Genomic DNA, 19,585 nt, shown 5'->3' on the forward strand with positions numbered 1-19,585 from the left:
CGAGACCACAAGTGATAGACGATGCAATATCAACCCTGATCCTGTTTTTGTGCGGCGTCTTTTTAGTGATGTTTATTCAGCGTGTTTGCAATCGCCAACCAGCATTAAAACACGCGTTCCCGATCTTGCTGTTTTGCTTGACGCTTTGGTCATTGGCAACATGCTTCAGTATCGACTATCACATTCGACAGGGAGTTGAGTACGACGGGACAGCCCACGACCGAGAAGCTCACTACATTGCCAACCAGATCAAAAATTTCAACCTCCATTCAAGCAGCTGGATGGTCATTGGAAACAATGGCTATCGCCTATTTCTTGGTGTTTTTTATGCCCTTACGAATGCAGGCCCGGTCGCGATTTACGGCATCAATGCCGCATTTGGGTATCTTGGAATGCTTTTGGTTCTAGAAAGCTCGTGTCGGTACTTTCACGCGAAACGGTGCCCTGCAATTTTGGTTCTAACGGCCATGGCATTACCGAGCATGATGCTGTGGTCTCCAAAAAATCTAAAAGAGGGGTCGATCATTTTTTGCATTGGACTGATTGTTCGATGGTTTGCGCATCCAACCGAATCAAAGAAAGCTTTTGGCGACCATTTATCATTTGCATTTGGCAGCGTACTACTCTTTTATTTCCGTCCTCATATCGCCGCCGCGTGGGTTGGAGGAATGGCAATTGGTGCAGCTCAACCAACAAAGAGTTTACCCAAGGCATTTTTTGCGTCCATTGCGTTTCTCTCCATCGGAATCTCTGCATTTTATGCGGTTGAAATAGCCAAGCCTGGGTTTAATCAAGAGGTCGCTGACCAAGGCTTGACCGAAACCATGAACTCCCGGTACGAAACCAGAATGCACATGGGAAACACAGCGATATACCGTCAAACCAATCCGATTCCCGTGGGAACCGGGTTAATGATTATCCTGCTTTCGCCGCCACCCTACCTTTGGGCCTCGCCGCCGTGGCTAATCTTAGGACTGGAGTCACTATTTCTTACATCCGCATCGCTGGCTTCCTGGATGCTAACCAAAGTGCAAAGGCTGCAACTGGTTCGTGACTCTATCGTTATCGGTTCGCTATACACCATCATATTCCTGGCGTTTTTCTTAACGTATTCATACAACGTTGGACTGGCAGTGCGCCAAAAAATGCAAGTTACGCCGGCGATTCTGTTGCTTCTTGCGGCTCCGGTATTCCAAGCTCAGCATCTACGCAGCCGGGCTACGAAAAGACTTTCCGACAGCGAGATATTTCCAGAAAGCTCCACAGCGAAGTAAAAGAATTCAAAGGTGATGATTGCGTGAACACGATCAACACTTCCTCGTCGCACCACGTTACGGTACAAGCATCTCTTTAGAGACCACGCGGTTAGGTTCGGAAAACACCGTGGTCGCGAAGCATCTTTTGGCGTTTGCCTTAGAGATGATCGTGAATTCCTTTAGCCTCGCAATTTTGAGTGGGCTCATCAGCAGGGATACCGCACTTCGACTTTACTTTGAGTCTAAGTGTTTCGTGGAGGGTGGATGAGTCAAGATGCTTCGACGATCAGCATTGTCGCTCCTTCGTGGAGGTGTTTGTCGATGTCTGACGCAGTTGCAATTGTTTCAAAATGCCTTTGAAACATAATCGATCCGCGCGTTGATCGTGGCCACAACTATGATCTCGTGGGAATAATCTTCATCACGGTGACCGCTGCGGTCTGTGGGGCGAACGGCTGGCTAAATGTGAAACGTTTTGCGAAGGCAAAAATCGATTTGTTTCGATGCTATGGCAAACTCGAAAATGGAATCCACAGTCACGATACGTTTGGCCGCGTCATCTCGAACCTCGGCACCGGAGAGTTTCTCACGGCGAAGCATCATTGGGCCGATCATTTTTCCAGTTCGATGCGAGACAAAGGAGTTGCCATCGACGGGAAAGTCTTGCGTAGCCCATTTGATCACGCTGCGGGCACGGGCCCATTACATACTATTACTGCCTTCTCCATCGATACAAAGCTGGTGCTACGGCAAATGTCAGTCGGCGATAAATGCAACGAAGTCCTTGCCGTTCCTCCATGTCTCGATTTGCTCAACCTTTCTTGATCTGTGGTCACGCTAGACGCGATCACGGCTAGGAAGAGACCGCCAGGCGGATTGTCGCCGCAGATGCGGACTATATCCTGACGGACAAAGGTAACCAAAAAAATCTTGCGACTCCATTGTTAGAACTGTTACTTGAGCATGATGAGTAGCGGTATAGCGTAGGAGGATTACGCAAGCATGTAATGGTGGAAACATCGCGTGGTCGCGACGAGCGCCGTGAGCACTACACAAGTTCCGTTCCAGACGAACCGCGCTTTGCTGACTGTGAAATGATCTTCCGCGTCCGTGGCGATGGCGATGTGAGGCATTTCGAGGCGACGTACTTCATTAGCAGTCTGCCGCCCAAGGTGAAAAACGATGAGCCGGTGGAATCGGGTTCACTGGAAAGTTGAGAACAGTGGACACTACCTTTGGGATGGAACGGTATCCGAAGACGCCACTCGAATTCGCGCGGGCACTTCGCCATAAATCTCCGTTGCATTTCGCCGAATGGCGCTGACCATGTTGCAGCAGGACAAAACGCTGCAAGGCTCGATTCGCGGCAAATGACTCCGTGCGGGTAAAGACGACATCGTTCATGATGCCATCAATGTCGGTTTTAGCGAGGTTTGTACGTGCGATTGCTCTGAGGGTCAAATTGATGGATGGAAGTAGTTTGTGGTGAAACTAATATATATAATGACTGTCCCAGAGACAGTCCGTGGTTCGCTTGAAGGACAGCTTCGTTATGTTCAGCAATACAGCGGTTGCGATGTGATTGTAGTGTCGTCACCTGGCGATGATCTCGACTATTCCGCCTTGCGTGAGGGCGTCCAAGGATTGGCTGTCCGTATGGAACGTGAGGTTTCCCCTTGGCGTGATGTTGTCGCGTTGTATAGACTTTGGAGGATGCTTGTACAGCAACAGCCAGGAATTGTTATCGCGGGAACACCGAAGGCTGCTCTGTTAGGTATGCTCGCTAGTTGGTTTGCTAGAGTCCCGCGGCGAATTTACCTTCTCAAAGGGCTTCGGCTTGCCACTACAGTTGGGATTAAGCGCAAGTTGCTTGTGTTCGCTGAAAGGTTGGCATCGCATAGTGCAACCGAAATCCTTTGTGTTAGCGATAGCTTGCGAAAGCGGTATGCGCAATTGCGGCTTGCTGATCCAAGCAAACTGATTGTTCTGGGCAATGGCACATCGAATGGCGTTTGTGCGAACAGATTTGATTATCAAATTCGAGAGTCTGAACGCACGGATTTAATACGTAAAGAATTAGATATACCTTTAGAGGCTACAGTACTAGGATTTGTTGGGCGCCTGGTGCGCGACAAAGGTATCGCGAATCTTGTCGCGTGTTTCAAGGAAATCGTTGAGGCACGTCCGGATGCCTATTTGTTGGTCTTGGGGAAGTTTGAAGAGCTCGATCGGGTGAACGAAGAGGATCGGAAATATTTAGCCGAGCATCCCAACGTGCGATTGGTGGGGTTTCGTCGCGATATGGAGGTGATGTACGCCGTGATGGACGTCTTGTTGTTTCCGACATATCGCGAAGGCTTTCCCAAAGCCCCTTTGGAGGCTGCGCTGATGAACGTTCCGACCGTTGCATTTGATGTTGATGGATGCACCGATGCGATTCAACACGGCGTTACGGGGATGTTGGTCCCTTTTGGCGATCAAATGCAGTTCAATAATTGTGTGATGAAATATGTTGATGATTCACGATCGCGGTTGTCCCATGGAGTCGCAGGGCGGCAGTGGGTTCTAGAAAACTTCCACCAGGATGACGTTTGGCGAAACTACGTTGATTGGTTCGTGGGCGTTGAGCCGGTATCGAAAACCGTTTCCGTTTCAAGAGATTCTTGATTAACTTCCCTAAGCTCTGCCCGCAAACACGAACATCGAGATGTTTCGAACGATTCAAAGACAGCTGAAATCCATACTTGATTTTGGTGTCTCTCTTATCGCACTAGCTGTGTTGCTGCCACTTTTTGCAATTGTCGCGGTAGCGATCAAGATTGATGATGGAGGGCCAGTGTTCTTCCGACAGCAGCGTTTGGGCGGGGGGGCGAAGCCGTTTAGTATTTGGAAGTTTCGATCCATGGTCGTTGATGCTGATGAGCAATTACTATGTAACGATGGTATGCCCAGCGGGAATCGAATCACGCGGGTTGGCTCAATTATACGCAGACTCAGCATCGACGAATTGCCACAGCTAATCAATGTTGTTCGGGGAGAAGTTTCGTTTGTTGGGCCACGCGCTGTGTTGCCATCTCATTGGCAGCGTTACGACGATTTTCAACGCCGACGTTTCGAGGTCCGGCCAGGAATTACTGGCCTAGCACAGGTCAACGGTCGTAATACGCTACCCTGGACAAGGAGGTTAGAACTTGACGTTCAATATGTGGACCATTTTTCCCTTGTTCTTGACCTGTTGATAATTTTAAAGACGTTTTACGTGGTCATTCGAGGCGATGGTTTTGTTGCGGACCGCAATCCTCTAGACGTCGATGACTTACCAAAATCTGCTTCGCAACAAGCATCTGAATAACGTAATGCAGATAAAAGCAAAGTATTCAGCTCAATCCGACGATGAGCTTTTCTTGCAGGAACTCAATCAGTTGTTGAAGCCAGCACACGATGCTCATTTGATAGAACCAGCCTGCGAAAAGCATGCAACGATTCACGTTATCGGTTCCCCGCGATCTGGAACGACTTTGCTGACACAACTGGTTGCCAGTGAGTTTAATGTGGGCTTCATCAATAACCTTTCCGCAGCGTTCTGGCTTGCTCCAGCGTATGGAATTCGCCTAGCGAGAAAGCTGAATCGCTATCAGTTTGAATCTAACTTGCGATCCGATTTTGGCCAGACAAACGCCATCGGTGAGCCTCATGAATTCGGACGGTTTTGGCGTGAATTGCTTGGCTACTCAGACATGTCTGAGCCGTGTGAATCCCACGAAAAAGCGATTGATTGGAACCGGGTGAAAGCCGTTCAAGCAAGCATGTTAAACGCCAATGATGGTCCAATGCTGTTTAAGTCATTCCTGGTGGCGTGGCATCTCAAGAAATTCAGCGAGGTGATGGAGAAGTCGTTGTTCGTTTGGATTCGGCGTGACTTGCTGGAGAACGCTCTTTCGCTCTTGAAGACACGACGTGACTACGCTGCGTCTTTGGATGAATGGGTAGGTCTACGGCCTAAGGCATGCAGCACCAATGATTTTCCAACGGTGCATCAACAGGTTGCTGCTCAAGTCTATTTCGTGAACTCACGTATCGAACAGCAACTCAATGATATCGATGTGTCACGTTGGGCCTTAGTCGACTATGCCATGTTGTGTAGTGATCCAAATAGTGAGTTGGATCGAATCTTTCTGAAGGCGCAAGGGCTCGATGCAACCATAAAACGGCGCAGTCTATCGATATTGGCACAGCGTGAAAGCAAGCCTTCCAACGATGCAGATGTTGGAGATATTGTGAAGCTTCAGGCAGCGTTCGATGAGATCCGCGACAATCAAGAAAGCGTTAGCTAATGACCACTTTAGAGTTTCTCTCTGTCCAGCAGGCGACCGTTGCAGACTTGCGGTTTCCAGATGTGTATTTCTCTCCGCAGTATGGCCACGCCGTTGAGGCGAGCGATCAGGCGTCCTGGGAAGTTGCTGTCTGGAAGGAGGGCGTAATTCTTTATCCGTTCCTTAGACGCCCAACCTCCGATGACGCGTATTTTGATATTGTGTCACCCTACGGTTACGCCGGCACTTGGGGCGCGAGCGACACGACGGTTGCTGAATGGAGAGAGTTTCGATTTCAAGTGCAAGAAGTCCTCCGCGAACGTGGATGCATTGCGGAATTTCAAAGAATCGGATCTTTAGTTCCCGGTGCCGAAAGTTTAATTCAAAGCGATAGTGCGATAGTCGTCCGTGAGCATAACCAAACCATTCGCATTCCGCTTTTCAATGGATACGAAAGTTGCTGGGGCAACGCCGAAAGTCGTAATCGCACAAAAACTCGTAAAGCTATTCGGCAAGGATACACTTGGCAGTGTCGAAACTCAGAGTCGATGGATGTTGCGACGGGATCGACTTTCCGAAGGCTTTACACGGATACAATGAAACGAGTAGGCGCTTCCGACTACTATTTGTTCAATGATAGATATTTCCAGCGTTTGGTGGACGGATTTGGTTCTCGCTTTAAAATTTTGGAGGTGTTGGACTCTCAGCAGCAAGTCCAGGTGTCAGGTGTTTTCTTCGAATATGACCGTCTACTACACCTTCATTTGGTAGGAAGCCAGTCTTCAGCACTTCGAGAAGGCGCAGGCAATCTTGCGTACGACGGACTGATCCGATGGGGATGTGAGCAAGAGTGTTTTGATTATCTTCACATCGGTGGCGGCATGTCAGTGGGTGACGGCATGTATAAATTTAAACGAAGTTTCGGTGGTCAGTCGATTCCGTTTTACATCGGCAGATCTGTCCTAGATCAGCAAGTTTACGATCAACTTGTAGCGAATCACGCCTATTCCCACGCTTGCAATATTGATGATCTTCGCTCGGATATCTTTCCTTTGTATCGAAGCCGGCCGCGAGTCGATCCCATGCTTACTGATCAATCCGTTTCTGAACGTGTCTATTTGTCTTCGCCTCAAATGTCGACGAACGAACGCAACCTGTTGTTGGATGCTTTTGATTCCAATTGGATTGCGCCGTTGGGGCCGCATGTCGATGCGTTTGAGCGGGAGTTTGCCGCGAAAGTACAGGTGGAGCATGCGGTGGCGCTGTCGAGTGGGACGGCGGCGTTGCATTTGGCTTTGCGGTTGCTCGACGTTGGGGCTGGGGATCGCGTGCTCGCTTCGTCGTTGACCTTTGCTGCGACTGCCAACGCGATTACTTATGTGGGTGCGAAGCCGGTGTTTATCGACAGCGAACGGGCGACTTGGAATATGGACCCCGATTTGTTGGGGGCAGAGCTTGAACGGGCTGCCAAGGCGGGTGAGTTGCCCAAAGCGATGATCGTTGTCGATGTGAATGGTCAGTGTGCGGACTATGAACCGATATTGAAGTTGGCTCGATTCTACGAAATCCCTGTCATCGAAGATGCGGCCGAGGCGCTGGGGGCGATGTATCAAGGGGGCCCGGCGGGGACGTTTGGCGACATCGCTTGCTTTTCGTTCAACGGAAACAAAATCATCACGACAAGCGGCGGCGGGATGCTGGTTTGCAAGCGAAAAGACTGGGCCGATCGGGCTCGATATCTCGCGTCTCAGGCGCGGCAGCCCGCGGCGCATTACGAACATACCGAGGTCGGTTACAACTATCGGATGAGCAATCTGTTAGCTGCTGTAGGTCGCGGGCAGTTGCGAGTCCTGGATGATCGCGTGAAAGCTCGCTGTCAGAACTTTGAGTTCTATCGAGAGCAATTGGGCGACTTGCCCGGGATCGAATTCATGCCGGAACCGGACGATTTTCTGTCGACTCGTTGGCTTACGAGTTTCACTGTCGATCCCGAGGTTTTTGGCGCCAATCGTGAAGAGATTCGCTTGGCGCTGGAAGCTGAAAATATCGAAGCCCGCCCGGTTTGGAAGCCGATGCATTTGCAGCCGGCCTTTGCGGGGTGTGACGCAATGACCAATGGTGTCTCCGAATCACTGTTTCAGAACGGACTCTGTCTGCCCAGCGGATCGAGTCTCACCGAATCTGATTTGCATCGAGTGGTGAAGGTGGTTCGCAGTCAGCATCGCGGTGCAGCAAGCGTTGAGAAGCCAGTTGTCAATGGAGTTGTTGGCAACAAGAGATGATCGATCCAATGGTGACTCTGGCAAAAGACTGTCCTGTAAACTCACTGACAGATGAGGCGTAGATTCATTCGATCGCTGTTCGATCGCGGCACTGCGATCGTATTGCTAATTCTGTTCGCGCCTTTTCTGGCCACGATCAGCCTGTTGATCGCTGCATTTTTGGGAGCTCCGGTTCTGTTCCGGCAACCGAGAACCGGATTGGATGGCACGCCGTTCACGCTACTTAAATTCCGTACGATGCGTGATGCAACGGATGCCAATGGGAATCCGCTGTCCGACGACCAGCGGATGACGCGGTTGGGGCGACTGCTGCGAGCGGCCAGTATCGACGAACTGCCAGCGCTGTGGAATGTGATCCGCGGTGAGATGAATCTCGTGGGACCACGCCCGCTACTGTTGGAATATCTTCCTCGCTACAACCCCGAGCAGGCGCGGCGGCATCTTGTGAAACCTGGTATCACCGGATGGGCGCAGGTCAACGGACGCAATGCCATCGATTGGGACCAGAAGTTTGTCTTGGATGTTTGGTACGTCGACCATCAATCGTTTTGGCTCGACCTACACATCTTGTTCTTAACTATCTGGAAAGTGGTGCGACGCGATGGCATCAGCGCTGCGGAACACGCGACGATGCCCAAATTTCGCGGCAACCAGAAACCGGTGGCATGTAGCCATCACGATGGCAGCGCTGGTGCGGACGCGACGGCTGGCCAAACCGTTGCGTAAGATCGGATCTCTTGATCCCTGACGACCGACACTGCCTCGGTCTCTCTACAATTCTCGCCGAACTAGGCCTCGCGGATCATTGCCGCGAGTGACTTGTTCGTGCGACTCTCTCGGCATAGCTGCCAACGCCGCGTTCCTTCGCCGGCCCTGCACGTTGAAACGCCTCGCAGAAGACAGCGAGCGGCAGCACTCTTATTCGCTGCCGCGGAATCTTAACACGGGGCATCACTAGGCCGGGTTTATTTTCCTGCGAGTTCTTTGACGCGGATGTTGCGCCAGGCAACTTTGTAGGGACCTTTGTCTTTGCCGATCCCGTGAACTTGCAGGCCGATGAAACCGCTGGAGTGTGTTTCAAAGATTGGTTTGTCGGTCAAGTCTTCGATCATCTCGCCGTTGATCCAAGTTTGGATCCGCGGTCCATTGGCGACGATCCGGAATTTATTCCAACCTTCGTTGTCGAAGTGGTCGTGTGGCTTGAGCCGTTCTGCAGGAGTCAACCAACCGCGGCCGGTCGCTTCACCGTAAACATAACCCGCTTCGGCCGGTCCGCTTTCAATTTCAACTTGAGGTCCGTTGACCCGCCCAAAACCCTTTTTATTATCCGCTTGTTCCTTTGTTTGTGAACGAATTTGCACTCCGGAGTTCAAGCCCTTGTCGACCTTGACTTCAAACTCGAGTTCAAAGTTTCCGTAGTCTTTGTCGCTGCACAAAAACGAATTGGGGCTGCCCACGGCGGTTCGGCCAACGATCGTCCCGTCTTCAACCGCGTACGTGGCGGTGCCATTTTTCTGGGTCCAGCCGGACAACGATTTGCCGTCGAACAACGATACCCAGCCGTCATCCGCCGAGGCGGTTGTGGGTGCGACGCTGCAGGTGGCGAGCATCAACAGGAAGGCGGAGGTGAACAGTTTTCGCATGATGGAAATACTCTTGTGTTGAGGGAATCAAGGGGAGTCGATAAGTCGCCCGTTTTTATGATGGTTACCGAGTCGAAACTCAGTAACCGTAACGGGAACGACGAGATGACCATTGTGATAGATCCGCCCTGGCAATCCAAGGCTGGAAGAAAAGAAAGCGGCCACGCCTGCAATGTTGTCCCACAAGCAGACGTGGCACGTTCCGGGAAAGGAGAGTTGACGAGAGGGCGTTTGAAATGAAACCCTCTTGAGCGATTCGCTTTTGATTTCTATTTCGAAGCCGATTGTTCGACCAAGATTGGATCGATGCCATCGACAAAGCTGATCAGCGAGCTCGAACGATAAGGTTGTTGCAGCTTTCGAACCGCCTTGCTCTCGATCTGACGGACGCGTTCACGAGTCACTTGGAAGATCTTGCCGACCTCTTCCAATGTGTAGGTGTAGCCGTCGGCCAAACCGTAACGCAGACGCAAGATTTCGCGTTCGCGGTAGTTCAACGTCTCCATCGCTTGTTCGATCTGTTCTTTCAGGGCATCGCGATTGGTTTCGTGCAACGGATCGTCGTCGCGATAATCTTCCAAAAACTCACCAAACGCACTGTCCTCGTGATCTCCCAACGGTTGGTCCAACGAAAGTGGTTGGCGACTCATCTTTAAGATCACGCGAGCGTCGTCCAGCGACAATCCAGCTCGATCGGCAATCTCTTCTGCCATCGGTTCGCGTCCGAATTCTTGCACCAGGTCGCGAGTGATCTGACGGACTTTGTTCATCGTGTCGATCATGTGAACCGGCACACGGATCGTGCGGCTCTGGTCGGCGATCGCTCGTGTGATCGCTTGGCGAATCCACCACGTCGCGTAAGTGCTGAACTTATATCCGCGGGCGTGCTCAAACTTGTCGACAGCTCGCATCAAACCGGTGTTCCCTTCTTGAATTAGATCCAAGAAGCTGAGTCCACGGTTGCGATACTTCTTGGCGATCGAAACGACCAGACGCAGATTGCCAGCCGACAACACGCGTTTGGCTGCATCGTAATGTTCGCGGTGAGCTTCGGTTCGGACGACGCGACGGTTCAGCGTTGCCGAGCTTTCAAAAGTCAAACGCATCAAGTAGTGCAACTCTTTGCGAAGTTCGGCATGCGACCGAACGCCCGGCATATCCTCAACCGATGGTTGCAGTAGTTGTGCTTGGATCTCTTGCATTCGCGAGTTGATGTCGGCCAGTTTTTCAAACAACGGCTGCAGGCGGTTGGTGCGAAGATCCATCTCTTCTACAAGTCGAACGATCTTGTTGCGACGTTGTACCAGTTTCTTCCAAGCGGCTCGCCGTGTCGCTTCGCTGTTGCGAACGCTGATTGCGGTGAGGTAGTCGGCGCGATTCAACGACAGCAGGTGGCGAATCGTTTGGACGTTGGGGCCGATGCGACGCAATATGTCTCGTTTGCCGATCGCGTTGGTCACGCTGACCTCGATCGTTCGGTCGAGTCGCAATTGGCCATCGCGAACTTGTTCCAACAATTTGCAGGCCCCTTGCAGGATGAAATCGGTGGCCAGCATCCAGTGGCGATACTTTTCACGCGTTTCTTCGATGTTGATCGCGGCTTCCACTTCCTCGTCGCGTGTCAGCAACGGGATCTGACCCATCTGCATCAGGTACATTCGCACGGGGTCGTCGATCGTGTCGGTTTCAACTTCCGAAACCAGATCGCCGCTATCATCGCGATCTTCATTCTCTTCGCTTAGGTCATCCGATGTGGCCCTGCTGGTGAACTCTTCGGTTTCGTCGATGAAGTCCAAGTTGTCGTTGCGGCTGCGGGTGCTTTTCTTCGCCATGGTGTTTTCCTCTCTCCCGGTGCGTTGGATCGTGTGTGGGACGCAGGGTGACAAAAGCACTCGGGGTGCCAGACGCACGGAATAGAGCCATTCAAGTTGTCTAAGTCCCTTAGATGTCAGGGGTTAGGGAAATGTTCCAGCAATCGACGAGAATTCTTTTGATGCCCCGATGCAACGAAAACGTTGCGATTTCACCACTTCGATTTCGCCGTGGTGACACAAAACATCACCCGCATCAGTGAAAACGGAGGTTCGATTGGGAATCGTTGGAATGGCCACCACCGTTCCCCAAGACGACTGAGTAGCTACAGGGGCTGCAGCAATGCCCCCCGAGAAGATGGCCGTGTGGGAACAGCAAGTTCCAACGCGTTCTAACCTGTATCACCCTCTTTTTCGGAAAAAACGTGGCGATCGTCCCCATATTTTTAGGATTACCAAGCATCGGTAACCAAGATGGCGACATCGCAAGAGGCCTGGATAATTCTGTGTGCATGGAGGCGGATTCGCTCCCCATTTACGTTACAAGATCCAAAACAATGAATTTCTCCAAACGCAATAACCGACTCCGTCGCGCAAACAGTGAAACGCTCGAGCCACGCACGCTATTGAGCGCGTCGGCCTGGGGCTCGGCGCAGTCGACCAGTTCTAGCCAGGAGTCGGGCGAAACAAGCAGCGAACAAGCAGCTGAAGAAACCACGGAAACTCAGGCCTCCACCTCGGCTGTTGTTTGTGCGCGCGCCGCCCAAGATGGATCAAACGCAGACGAAACACAAGAAACTTCGGCTGATGACAGTCAGGTCGTTGCGTCCGAAACCGATTCCTCCGATGCGGAAGACGCGACTGTCGCGGGCGATGAAAGCGCCGATGGTGAGGTTGCTGTCGACGACGGATCGGGCGAAAACGAAACCGCTGACGACAGCGAAGTCTTGGTCTCCGAAACCGATTCCGCCGATGCGGAAGACGCGACTGTCGCGGGCGATGAGAGTGCCGATGGTGAGGTTGTGGCCGATGACGGATCGGGCGAAACCGAAACCACTGACGACAGTGAAGTCTTGGTCTCTGAAACCGAATCCGCCGATGCGGAAGACGGGACCGTCGCGGGCGATGAGAGTGCCGATGGTGAGGTTGTGGCCGACGACGGATCGGGCGAAACCGAAACCACCGACGATAGCGAAGTCTTGGTCTCTGAAGCCGAAACCTCCGATGCGGAAGACGCGACTGTCGCGGGCGATGAGAGTGCCGATGGTGAGGTTGTGGCCGACGACGGATCGGGCGAAACCGAAACCACTGACGGCAGCGAAGTCTTGGTCTCCGAAACCGGTTCCGCCGATGCGGAAGGCGAGTCGGTCGCGGGCGATGAGAGCGCCGATGGTGAGGTTGTGGCCGACGACGGTTCGGGCGGAACCGAAACCACTGACGACAGCGAAGTCTTGGTCTCCGAAACCGCTTCAGCTGATGCGGAAGACGGGACCGTCGCGAGCGATGAGAGCGCTGCCGGTGAGGTTGCTGTCGACGACGGATCGGGCGAAGCTGAGGCTGCGGACGACAGTCAAGTGTTAGTGGCCGAAGGTGATGCTGGCGCGAGCGGTTCGAGCGACGTTCTATATTGTGAGTCGGATGGTTCGTCTGGCGTTGCCGGTGAAACCGAAACCAGCGACGCAACGGCAACCGTCGACCAAGATGCCGTCGTTACTCAGGAGACAACATCGAGCGATGAGGCTCAGGCAACGGCCAGCGCCTCGGCATCGACCGCTGTTCAAAACGAGAGTTACGCCACCCGGAATCATCAGGGGCAGCATGGCAAAAGTCATTCTCGAGGACACGGAGTTCACCGAAAGCATGCCAGTCATGGGAAGCATGGAAATTGGTACGCCAATGCGAAGGTATCCAAATCCCAACGTTCCGCTGGCAAGATCAGCCGATCGATTTAACTAGACCTATTTTCTCTTTTCGCATCAGGATCCACCCGGAAATATGAACAATGATTCGGAACCACACTCCGCTCAAGCAACCGAAGCTGTTGCCATCATTGGTCTCGCCGGGCGGTTTCCTGGCGCGGACGATGCTCCAACGTTCTGGAACAATCTGGCGGCGGGACTCAGCGGCGTAACCGACGTCCCGGCGGGGCACAACCCGAACAGCAGCCTGCCGTCGCATCCGAATTACGTTCCGCGAGCCGCGGTCGTCAAAGACGCCGACTTCTTCGACGCCCAGTTCTTCGGCATCTATCCCAAGCAAGCTGTCGACATGGATCCGCAGCATCGCTTGTTCTTGGAGATGGCCTGGCACGCGATGGAAAACGCCGGCTACGTCCCCGATGCAGCTCCCGGCCGCGTCGGTGTGTTTGCCGGTTGCCACATGAACACTTACATCTTCACGCGACTGGCTGCCGATGCGGAGTTCCGCGAGTCGTTGGCCGATTCGTATCCCGGCGGCAGCTTGACCGCGGAGATCTCCAACGACAAAGACTATCTCGCCACGCGAGTCGCCTACCAATTGAACTTACGTGGCCCAAGCGTCGCCGTTCAGTCGGCTTGTTCGACTTCGCTGGTGGCGATCTCGCAAGCTTGCGAAAACCTGATGGCCCGTTCGTGTGACATGGCGATCAGCGGCGGAGTGACCGTCACGTTTCCGCAGCAGCAGGGGTATCTGCACACCGAAGACTCGATCCTTTCACCCGATGGATCGTGTCGCACCTTCGACGCCGACGCCTGCGGGACGATCTTTGGCGACGGAGTTGGTGCCGTCGTGCTGAAACGGTTGAGCGATGCGATCGCCGATCGCGACGACATCTATGCCGTGATCCGCGGCTGGGGAGTCAATAACGACGGCGGCGATAAAATGGGCTACACCGCGCCGAGCGTCTCCGGACAATCGACAGCGATCAAACTGGCCCATCGCCGCGCGGGGATCACCGCCGATACGATCAGCTACGTCGAAGCTCACGGCACCGGCACTCTGGTCGGCGATCCGATCGAAGTCAACGCGCTCACCGAAGCGTTTCGCGAGACGACCGACAAGAAGCAGTTCTGCCGAATCGGATCGCTGAAAACCAACGTCGGGCACCTGGATGTCGCGGCGGGCGTCAGCAGCGTGATCAAAACCAGTCTGGCGCTGCGGCACCGTCAGATCCCGCCGATGCTGCATTTCAAATCGCCCAACCCTAAGATCGATTTCGCCAACAGCCCCTTCATCGTCAACGACAAACTGACCGACTGGGAATCCCCGACGGGGCCGCGCCGCGCCGGGGTCAGCGCCTTTGGTGTCGGTGGAACCAATGCCCACTTGGTGATCGAGGAAGCTCCCGCTTCCGAATCGCTGGCGTCGCCGCGTCCCTGTCATCTGATCCGACTATCGGCTCGCTCGCTGGCAGCGCTCGATCAAATGAGCGACGACTTGGCGCAACACCTTGCCGACAACAACGATCTGAATCTGGCCGACGTCAGCCACACGCTGCAAGTTGGTCGCAAGACGTTCCGCCACAAACGTGTCGTCGTTGCCAGCGACCTGGCCGAAGCTGTTGAAACGCTCCGCTCGCGCAGCCCCAAGCAGGCGCCGACCGTCGACAATCGCGCCACCGCGACACCGATTGCGTTCCTGTTCCCCGGCCAGGGATCGCAGCACATCGACATGGCCCGCGCCCTCTACGAAACCGAACCGGTCTTCGCTGAACATCTCGATGCCTGTGCAGAATGCTTGACGCCGCATCTGGATCTCGACCTTCGCACGCTCGTCTTTCCCGCCGCCGACGCCCCGCCGACCGATCGCTTGGATCAAACTGAAATCGCCCAACCGGCGCTCTTCATGATCTCTTGGGCGTTGGGAAAATGGTGGCAATCGTTAGGCGTCCAGCCGACGACGCTGATCGGGCACAGCGTTGGCGAATTCGCCGCCGCCGCCTTGGCCGGCGTGATGTCGATGGAAGATGCCGCTCGATTGGTAGCCCTTCGGGGCCGGTTGATGCAGTCGCTGCCAGCGGGTTCGATGATGGCGGTCCAATTGTCAGAGGAGCGTTTGCAGCCGTTGCTGTCAGAATCGCTCGAGATTGCGGCGATCAACGGCCCCGCGTTCTGTGTCGTTTCGGGCCCAAGCGAAGCCGTCACGGCTTTCGCCGCCGAGATCGAAGCGGGCCGGCACGGCGAAGGCATCGCCTGTCGCACGCTGCGAACCTCTCACGCATTCCATTCCCGCATGATGGACGCGGCGATCGAACCGTTCGAACAGGAAGTCCGAAAAATCGAGTTGCATCCGCCGACGATCCCGATCGTTTCTTCGGTGACGGCGCTGCCGATGGATGCCGCCACCGCGACCGATCCGGTCTATTGGGCGCGTCAGATTCGCGAACCGGTTCGCTTCTCCGACGCCTTGGCCGCATTGATCGCACAGCATTCGGGCGATTTGGTCCTCTTGGAAGTTGGCCCCAACCAAGCCTTGAGCACCTTGGCGCGGCAGCAACCGTTGGACACGAACCGCCAACATGTGCTTTCGTCGTTGCCTCATGTCAGCCAGACGGCGACCGACACAAGGTTTACGGTTACAACGATTGGACGGTTGTGGCAACAAGGCGTAACGCTCGATTGGACAAAAGTCTACGCGGGCGAATTGAGGTCGCGATTACACTTGCCTATGTATCGCTTTGAACGCCAACGGTATTCGTTCGAAACCGACTTGCAGCGTGGCAAAACCGATCGCGAACAGAGTCTTGCTGCGTCGACCGAAAAGCCAGCGACATCGGATCCCAAACCGCAACCACAACCGTCGCCGCAACCGGCCGCGAAAGTGGCTGCCGAACCGCCGGTCGCCCAACAGGCCGCCACGGCGGTTCCGCAACAACCTTTACCAACTCACACGACCAGCGTTGCCCAAACGGTGATCCAACAGCAGATGCAGTTGATGAACCAACAGATGGCGCTGCTAAACCAAACACGACGCACCTAATCAAAGAACTGTCTCGAGAATAGCAATGGATCGACTTGACCCCGGTTTTACCCACGTTGAAAACACGCTTTCGACACTGCTGCGCGAGCGGACCGGTTATGAAATCGCAGATCTCGATCGCGACGCGACCTTCATGGAACTCGGCTTCGATTCGTTGTTCCTGATCCAGTTGAGCCAAGAGATCAAACAGCGGTTTTCGGTCAAGGTTTCGTTCCGCCAGTTGATCGAAGAGGTCACGTCGGTCGATGCGTTGATCGCCCACTTGGTCGATCAAATGCCTGCCCCCGCAGCAGCTCCCGCTCCCGAAACGCCGGCGCCAGTCGCCGCAGAACCAGTCGCGGAACCAACGCCACAACCGGAACCTGTGGCGACACCTCCCGCCCCGGTGGCCGAAGCACAACCTGCCGCGCCGACGGCTCCTGTGGTTGCCGCGGTAGCGCCGCCGCAACCTGCCACGGCGATGATCCCAGCGCCACCGCAACCGTTGCAAGCGGCTCCCAGCACGCCGATCGCAGCCCCTGCCGCACCGGTCGCCTACAGCGGACCAGTGGCCAGCGTCAGTGGAGTCGAACAGATCATCCTGCAACACAACGCATTGATGGCTTCTCATTTGGCGATGCTCACCGGGCAACCAATGCCCGCCAGCCCCGTGATGCCGGCGGCAACGATTCCCGCGCCGCAGCCCATCGCGGCGCCGCAGCCCGCATCACAACCGATCGCCGCCGCACCGGCAGCCCCCGCTCCATCGCCAGTCGCCATCGACGCCGGTGCCAGCCAAAGCTGCGCGTCTAACAACGGGCAATCTTGTGCTAGCGACGCTACCGCGGCGATCGCCCCGGCTCCCAAGCCTGTCAACAAATTCGAACGCTTTGGTCCCTACAAACCGGTTCGCAAAGGGACCAACAACGGTCTGACAGACCAACAGCAACAGCACCTGAATCAATTCATGGACCGCTTCACGCGGCGGACCGCCAAATCACGCCAGCACGCTCAAACGCACCGCGATCACTTTGCCGATCCGCGCGGCGTGGCGGGATACCGCCGGATCTGGAAATCGATGGTCTATCAGATCGCTGTCGAACGCTCCAAGGGTTCCAAGCTGTGGGACATCGACGGAAACCAATACGTCGACATCGCGATGGGCTTTGGATTGAACCTGTTCGGCCAATCCCCCGACTTCGTCACCAAAGCGTTGCACGAACAATTGGATCGCGGAGTGGAAGTTGGCCCGCAGTCGGCGATCGCTGGCGAAGTCGCTCAATTATTGTGCGACTTCTCGCGTAAAGAACGCGCCACGTTCTGCTGCACCGGCTCCGAAGCGGTCATGGCAGCGCTGCGATTGGCTCGGACGGTGACCGGCAAATCGAAGTTCGTCTACTTTAATAAGGACTACCACGGCAACTTCGACCAAGTCTTGTGTCGATCCAGCCGGATCGGCGACCGCCGAATCTCCTCCCCCGCCGCTCCCGGAGTCCCTCAAACGTTTGCCGACAACGCGATCGTGCTGGATTACGGAACGCCCGAAGCCCTGCAGGTGCTCGAACAGCGATCCGATGAGATCGCCGCGGTCCTGATCGAACCGGTCCAGAGTGCCGATCCGTTTTTGCAGCCCAAGGAATTCCTGCAAGCGATTCGCCGGATCACTCGCGAAAAGAACATGGCGATGATCATGGACGAAGTGATCACCGGATTCCGAGCCGCTCAAGGCGGCGCTCAAGAATGGTTCGATGTCTGGGCCGACATGTCGACGTACGGCAAGATCCTCGGCGGCGGGATGCCGATCGGTGCATTGGCCGGTTCGCGGAAATACATGGACGCCCTCGATGGCGGCACGTGGAAGTTCGAAGACGATTCGGAACCCGAAGCCGACATGACCTTCTTCGCCGGTACATTTGTCCGGCACCCGCTGGGGCTGGCTGCGGCGCACCAGGTGCTGATGAAGCTGAAAGAGGAAGGGCCCGCGCTGCAACGCCAGTTGACCGACAAGACAACGCGTCTGGTGCAAACGTTAAACGCATTTTTTGAACGCGAACAGTTCCCGATCCGCGTCGCTCAATTCGCTTCGCAGTTCCGATTCATGTTCCCGCCCGATCTGGAATACGCCGACATGTTGTATTTCCACATGTTGGATCGCGGCGTCTTCACTCGCGGCTGGGGAGACAATTGTTTCCTCTCGACCGAACATTCCGATGAAGACATCGCGCACGTGATCAATGCGGTTCAGGAGAGCTGCTTGGAGATCCGCCGCGGCGGTTTCTTCCCCGATCCCGTTGCCGCGTCGGACGTTTGCGAATCCGACGAAAAAAAAAAGTCGATAGCGACGCAGGCTAGCAGCGTCGCTTTACCTGCGGTCAGCTCGCCCGCCAGCGATTCTTGGATCTCGACGCTCGTCGAGATCCAGCCCGAAGGCGATCGCACGCCGCTGTTCTGCACTCCCGCCGCCGATGGATTGACGATGATCTACCACGCGTTGGCCGATCATTTGGGAGAAGACCAGCCGCTGTATGGACTCAATTCGCCCGGCGTCTTGGGGCTGCCGATCGCCGATACGTTGGAAGAGTTTGCCGCCGGATTGGTGCGGGAAATTCGCGAAGTCCAACCGCACGGGCCCTATCTATTGGCCGGCTATTGTTCCGGCGGCACCGTCGCGCTCGAAATTGCGCAACAATTGACCGCCGCTGGCGAACAGGTCGCGATGCTGGCGATGATCGAGACCTACAATTGGATGACCGCTCCATCGACCAATCCGACCACGGCGACGAAACTCAGCTACGGCCGCCAGCGCGTCGAATTCCACCTGCGGAACTTCCTGCTGCTGAATTCGCAGGAAAAACGGCTGTTCCTATCGTCCAAGCTCCATTCGCTGGGCGTCCGCACCAAGGTTTGGCGGGGTTCGATCGCTCGAATGTTCTCGAAAAAGAAACCGCGGCGGATCGGGGCGACGGTCAACATGGCCGATCTGTGGCGACAGCACGACGCGATTTGCGAGGCGTATGTTCCCAAGCCCTACCCGGGGCGGATCGTTCATTTCCGGCCCCGCCGCGATTACAAATGCCATCTCGGAGCGGAACTGGAAGCTGTCGAAGGGGCGGAATATCACCGCATGGAAGCTTACCCGGCCGGCCTGATGGTCGATCCGTTCGTGCGGCAATTGGCAGTAAAAATCGAGCAATCGATCGACGAAGGTCTCGCGATGCTGCAACCGCCGCAAAGCACTCCCGCCCCCGAATATGCAGCCATCGGCCAGCAATAGCGAATTCCTCCGCCACAATTTCGGAACTCTGCGGCCCGACCAGGGTTAAAATCGGTGGCGTCCTGCGC

The 19,585-nt window shown here is 54.9% G+C and carries 13 protein-coding genes; 11 read left to right on the forward strand and 2 right to left on the reverse strand.

The annotated features are described in order from the left end of the window. Window positions 1-11 precede the first annotated feature (11 nt). From EC9_RS06740 to EC9_RS06775, 8 genes are all read left to right on the forward strand, one after another. Complete coding sequence (locus tag EC9_RS06740; protein WP_145343445.1) at window positions 12-1,274, forward strand: hypothetical protein; 1,263 nt, start codon at window positions 12-14, stop codon at window positions 1,272-1,274. Between the two features lie 348 nt (window positions 1,275-1,622). Next, window positions 1,623-2,081 (forward strand): ISAs1 family transposase, encoded by a 459-nt coding sequence (locus EC9_RS06745; RefSeq protein ID WP_261342955.1) that lies wholly within the window; start codon window positions 1,623-1,625, stop codon window positions 2,079-2,081. 182 nt (window positions 2,082-2,263) lie between these two features. Next, the gene (locus EC9_RS06750; protein WP_145343449.1) at window positions 2,264-2,473 is read left to right on the forward strand and encodes a hypothetical protein; all 210 of its coding nucleotides are present in this window, start codon (window positions 2,264-2,266) and stop codon (window positions 2,471-2,473) included. Window positions 2,474-2,759: 286 nt separating this feature from the next. Next, window positions 2,760-3,923, forward strand: coding sequence for a glycosyltransferase family 4 protein (locus tag EC9_RS06755; protein WP_145343451.1), 1,164 nt, complete (start codon window positions 2,760-2,762; stop codon window positions 3,921-3,923). 40 nt (window positions 3,924-3,963) lie between these two features. Further along, complete coding sequence (locus EC9_RS06760; RefSeq protein ID WP_145343453.1) at window positions 3,964-4,608, forward strand: sugar transferase; 645 nt, start codon at window positions 3,964-3,966, stop codon at window positions 4,606-4,608. Continuing rightward, window positions 4,568-5,590 carry a sulfotransferase gene (locus EC9_RS06765; protein WP_145343455.1) on the forward strand — a complete coding sequence of 341 codons (1,023 nt, stop codon included), beginning with the start codon at window positions 4,568-4,570 and terminating at the stop codon, window positions 5,588-5,590. Before EC9_RS06760 ends, EC9_RS06765 begins: the two co-directional genes overlap by 41 nt. Beyond that, on the forward strand, window positions 5,590-7,851 hold the full coding sequence (locus EC9_RS27240; RefSeq protein ID WP_315852317.1) for a DegT/DnrJ/EryC1/StrS aminotransferase family protein: 2,262 nt from the start codon (window positions 5,590-5,592) through the stop codon (window positions 7,849-7,851). The genes EC9_RS06765 and EC9_RS27240 overlap by 1 nt, the downstream gene beginning before the upstream one ends. A gap of 51 nt (window positions 7,852-7,902) precedes the next feature. Continuing rightward, the gene (locus EC9_RS06775; protein ID WP_145343457.1) at window positions 7,903-8,577 is read left to right on the forward strand and encodes a sugar transferase; all 675 of its coding nucleotides are present in this window, start codon (window positions 7,903-7,905) and stop codon (window positions 8,575-8,577) included. Between the two features lie 239 nt (window positions 8,578-8,816). Here the strand turns inward: EC9_RS06775 and EC9_RS06780 are convergent, their stop codons facing one another. Further along, window positions 8,817-9,494 carry a 3-keto-disaccharide hydrolase gene (locus EC9_RS06780; protein ID WP_145343459.1) on the reverse strand — a complete coding sequence of 226 codons (678 nt, stop codon included), beginning with the start codon at window positions 9,492-9,494 and terminating at the stop codon, window positions 8,817-8,819. A gap of 269 nt (window positions 9,495-9,763) precedes the next feature. Beyond that, entirely contained in the window at window positions 9,764-11,326 is a 1,563-nt protein-coding gene (locus EC9_RS06785) for a sigma-70 family RNA polymerase sigma factor (protein ID WP_145343461.1), read from the reverse strand. Between the two features lie 536 nt (window positions 11,327-11,862). On the opposite strand from EC9_RS06785, the gene EC9_RS06790 reads away from it, so the two are divergent. From EC9_RS06790 to EC9_RS06800, 3 genes are read left to right on the forward strand one after another with little or no spacing between them, the layout of a single operon-like run. Further along, window positions 11,863-13,257: a putative sodium/potassium/calcium exchanger gene (locus EC9_RS06790; protein WP_145343475.1), complete on the forward strand. Its 1,395-nt coding sequence runs from the start codon at window positions 11,863-11,865 to the stop codon at window positions 13,255-13,257. 43 nt (window positions 13,258-13,300) lie between these two features. Next, on the forward strand, window positions 13,301-16,264 hold the full coding sequence (locus tag EC9_RS06795; protein ID WP_145343477.1) for a type I polyketide synthase: 2,964 nt from the start codon (window positions 13,301-13,303) through the stop codon (window positions 16,262-16,264). Window positions 16,265-16,289: 25 nt separating this feature from the next. After that, the gene (locus tag EC9_RS06800) at window positions 16,290-19,517 is read left to right on the forward strand and encodes an aminotransferase class III-fold pyridoxal phosphate-dependent enzyme (RefSeq protein WP_145343479.1); all 3,228 of its coding nucleotides are present in this window, start codon (window positions 16,290-16,292) and stop codon (window positions 19,515-19,517) included. Window positions 19,518-19,585 lie beyond the last annotated feature (68 nt).

It is taken from the genome of Rosistilla ulvae, from assembly GCF_007741475.1.
Taxonomy (GTDB): Bacteria; Planctomycetota; Planctomycetia; order Pirellulales; family Pirellulaceae; genus Rosistilla; species Rosistilla ulvae.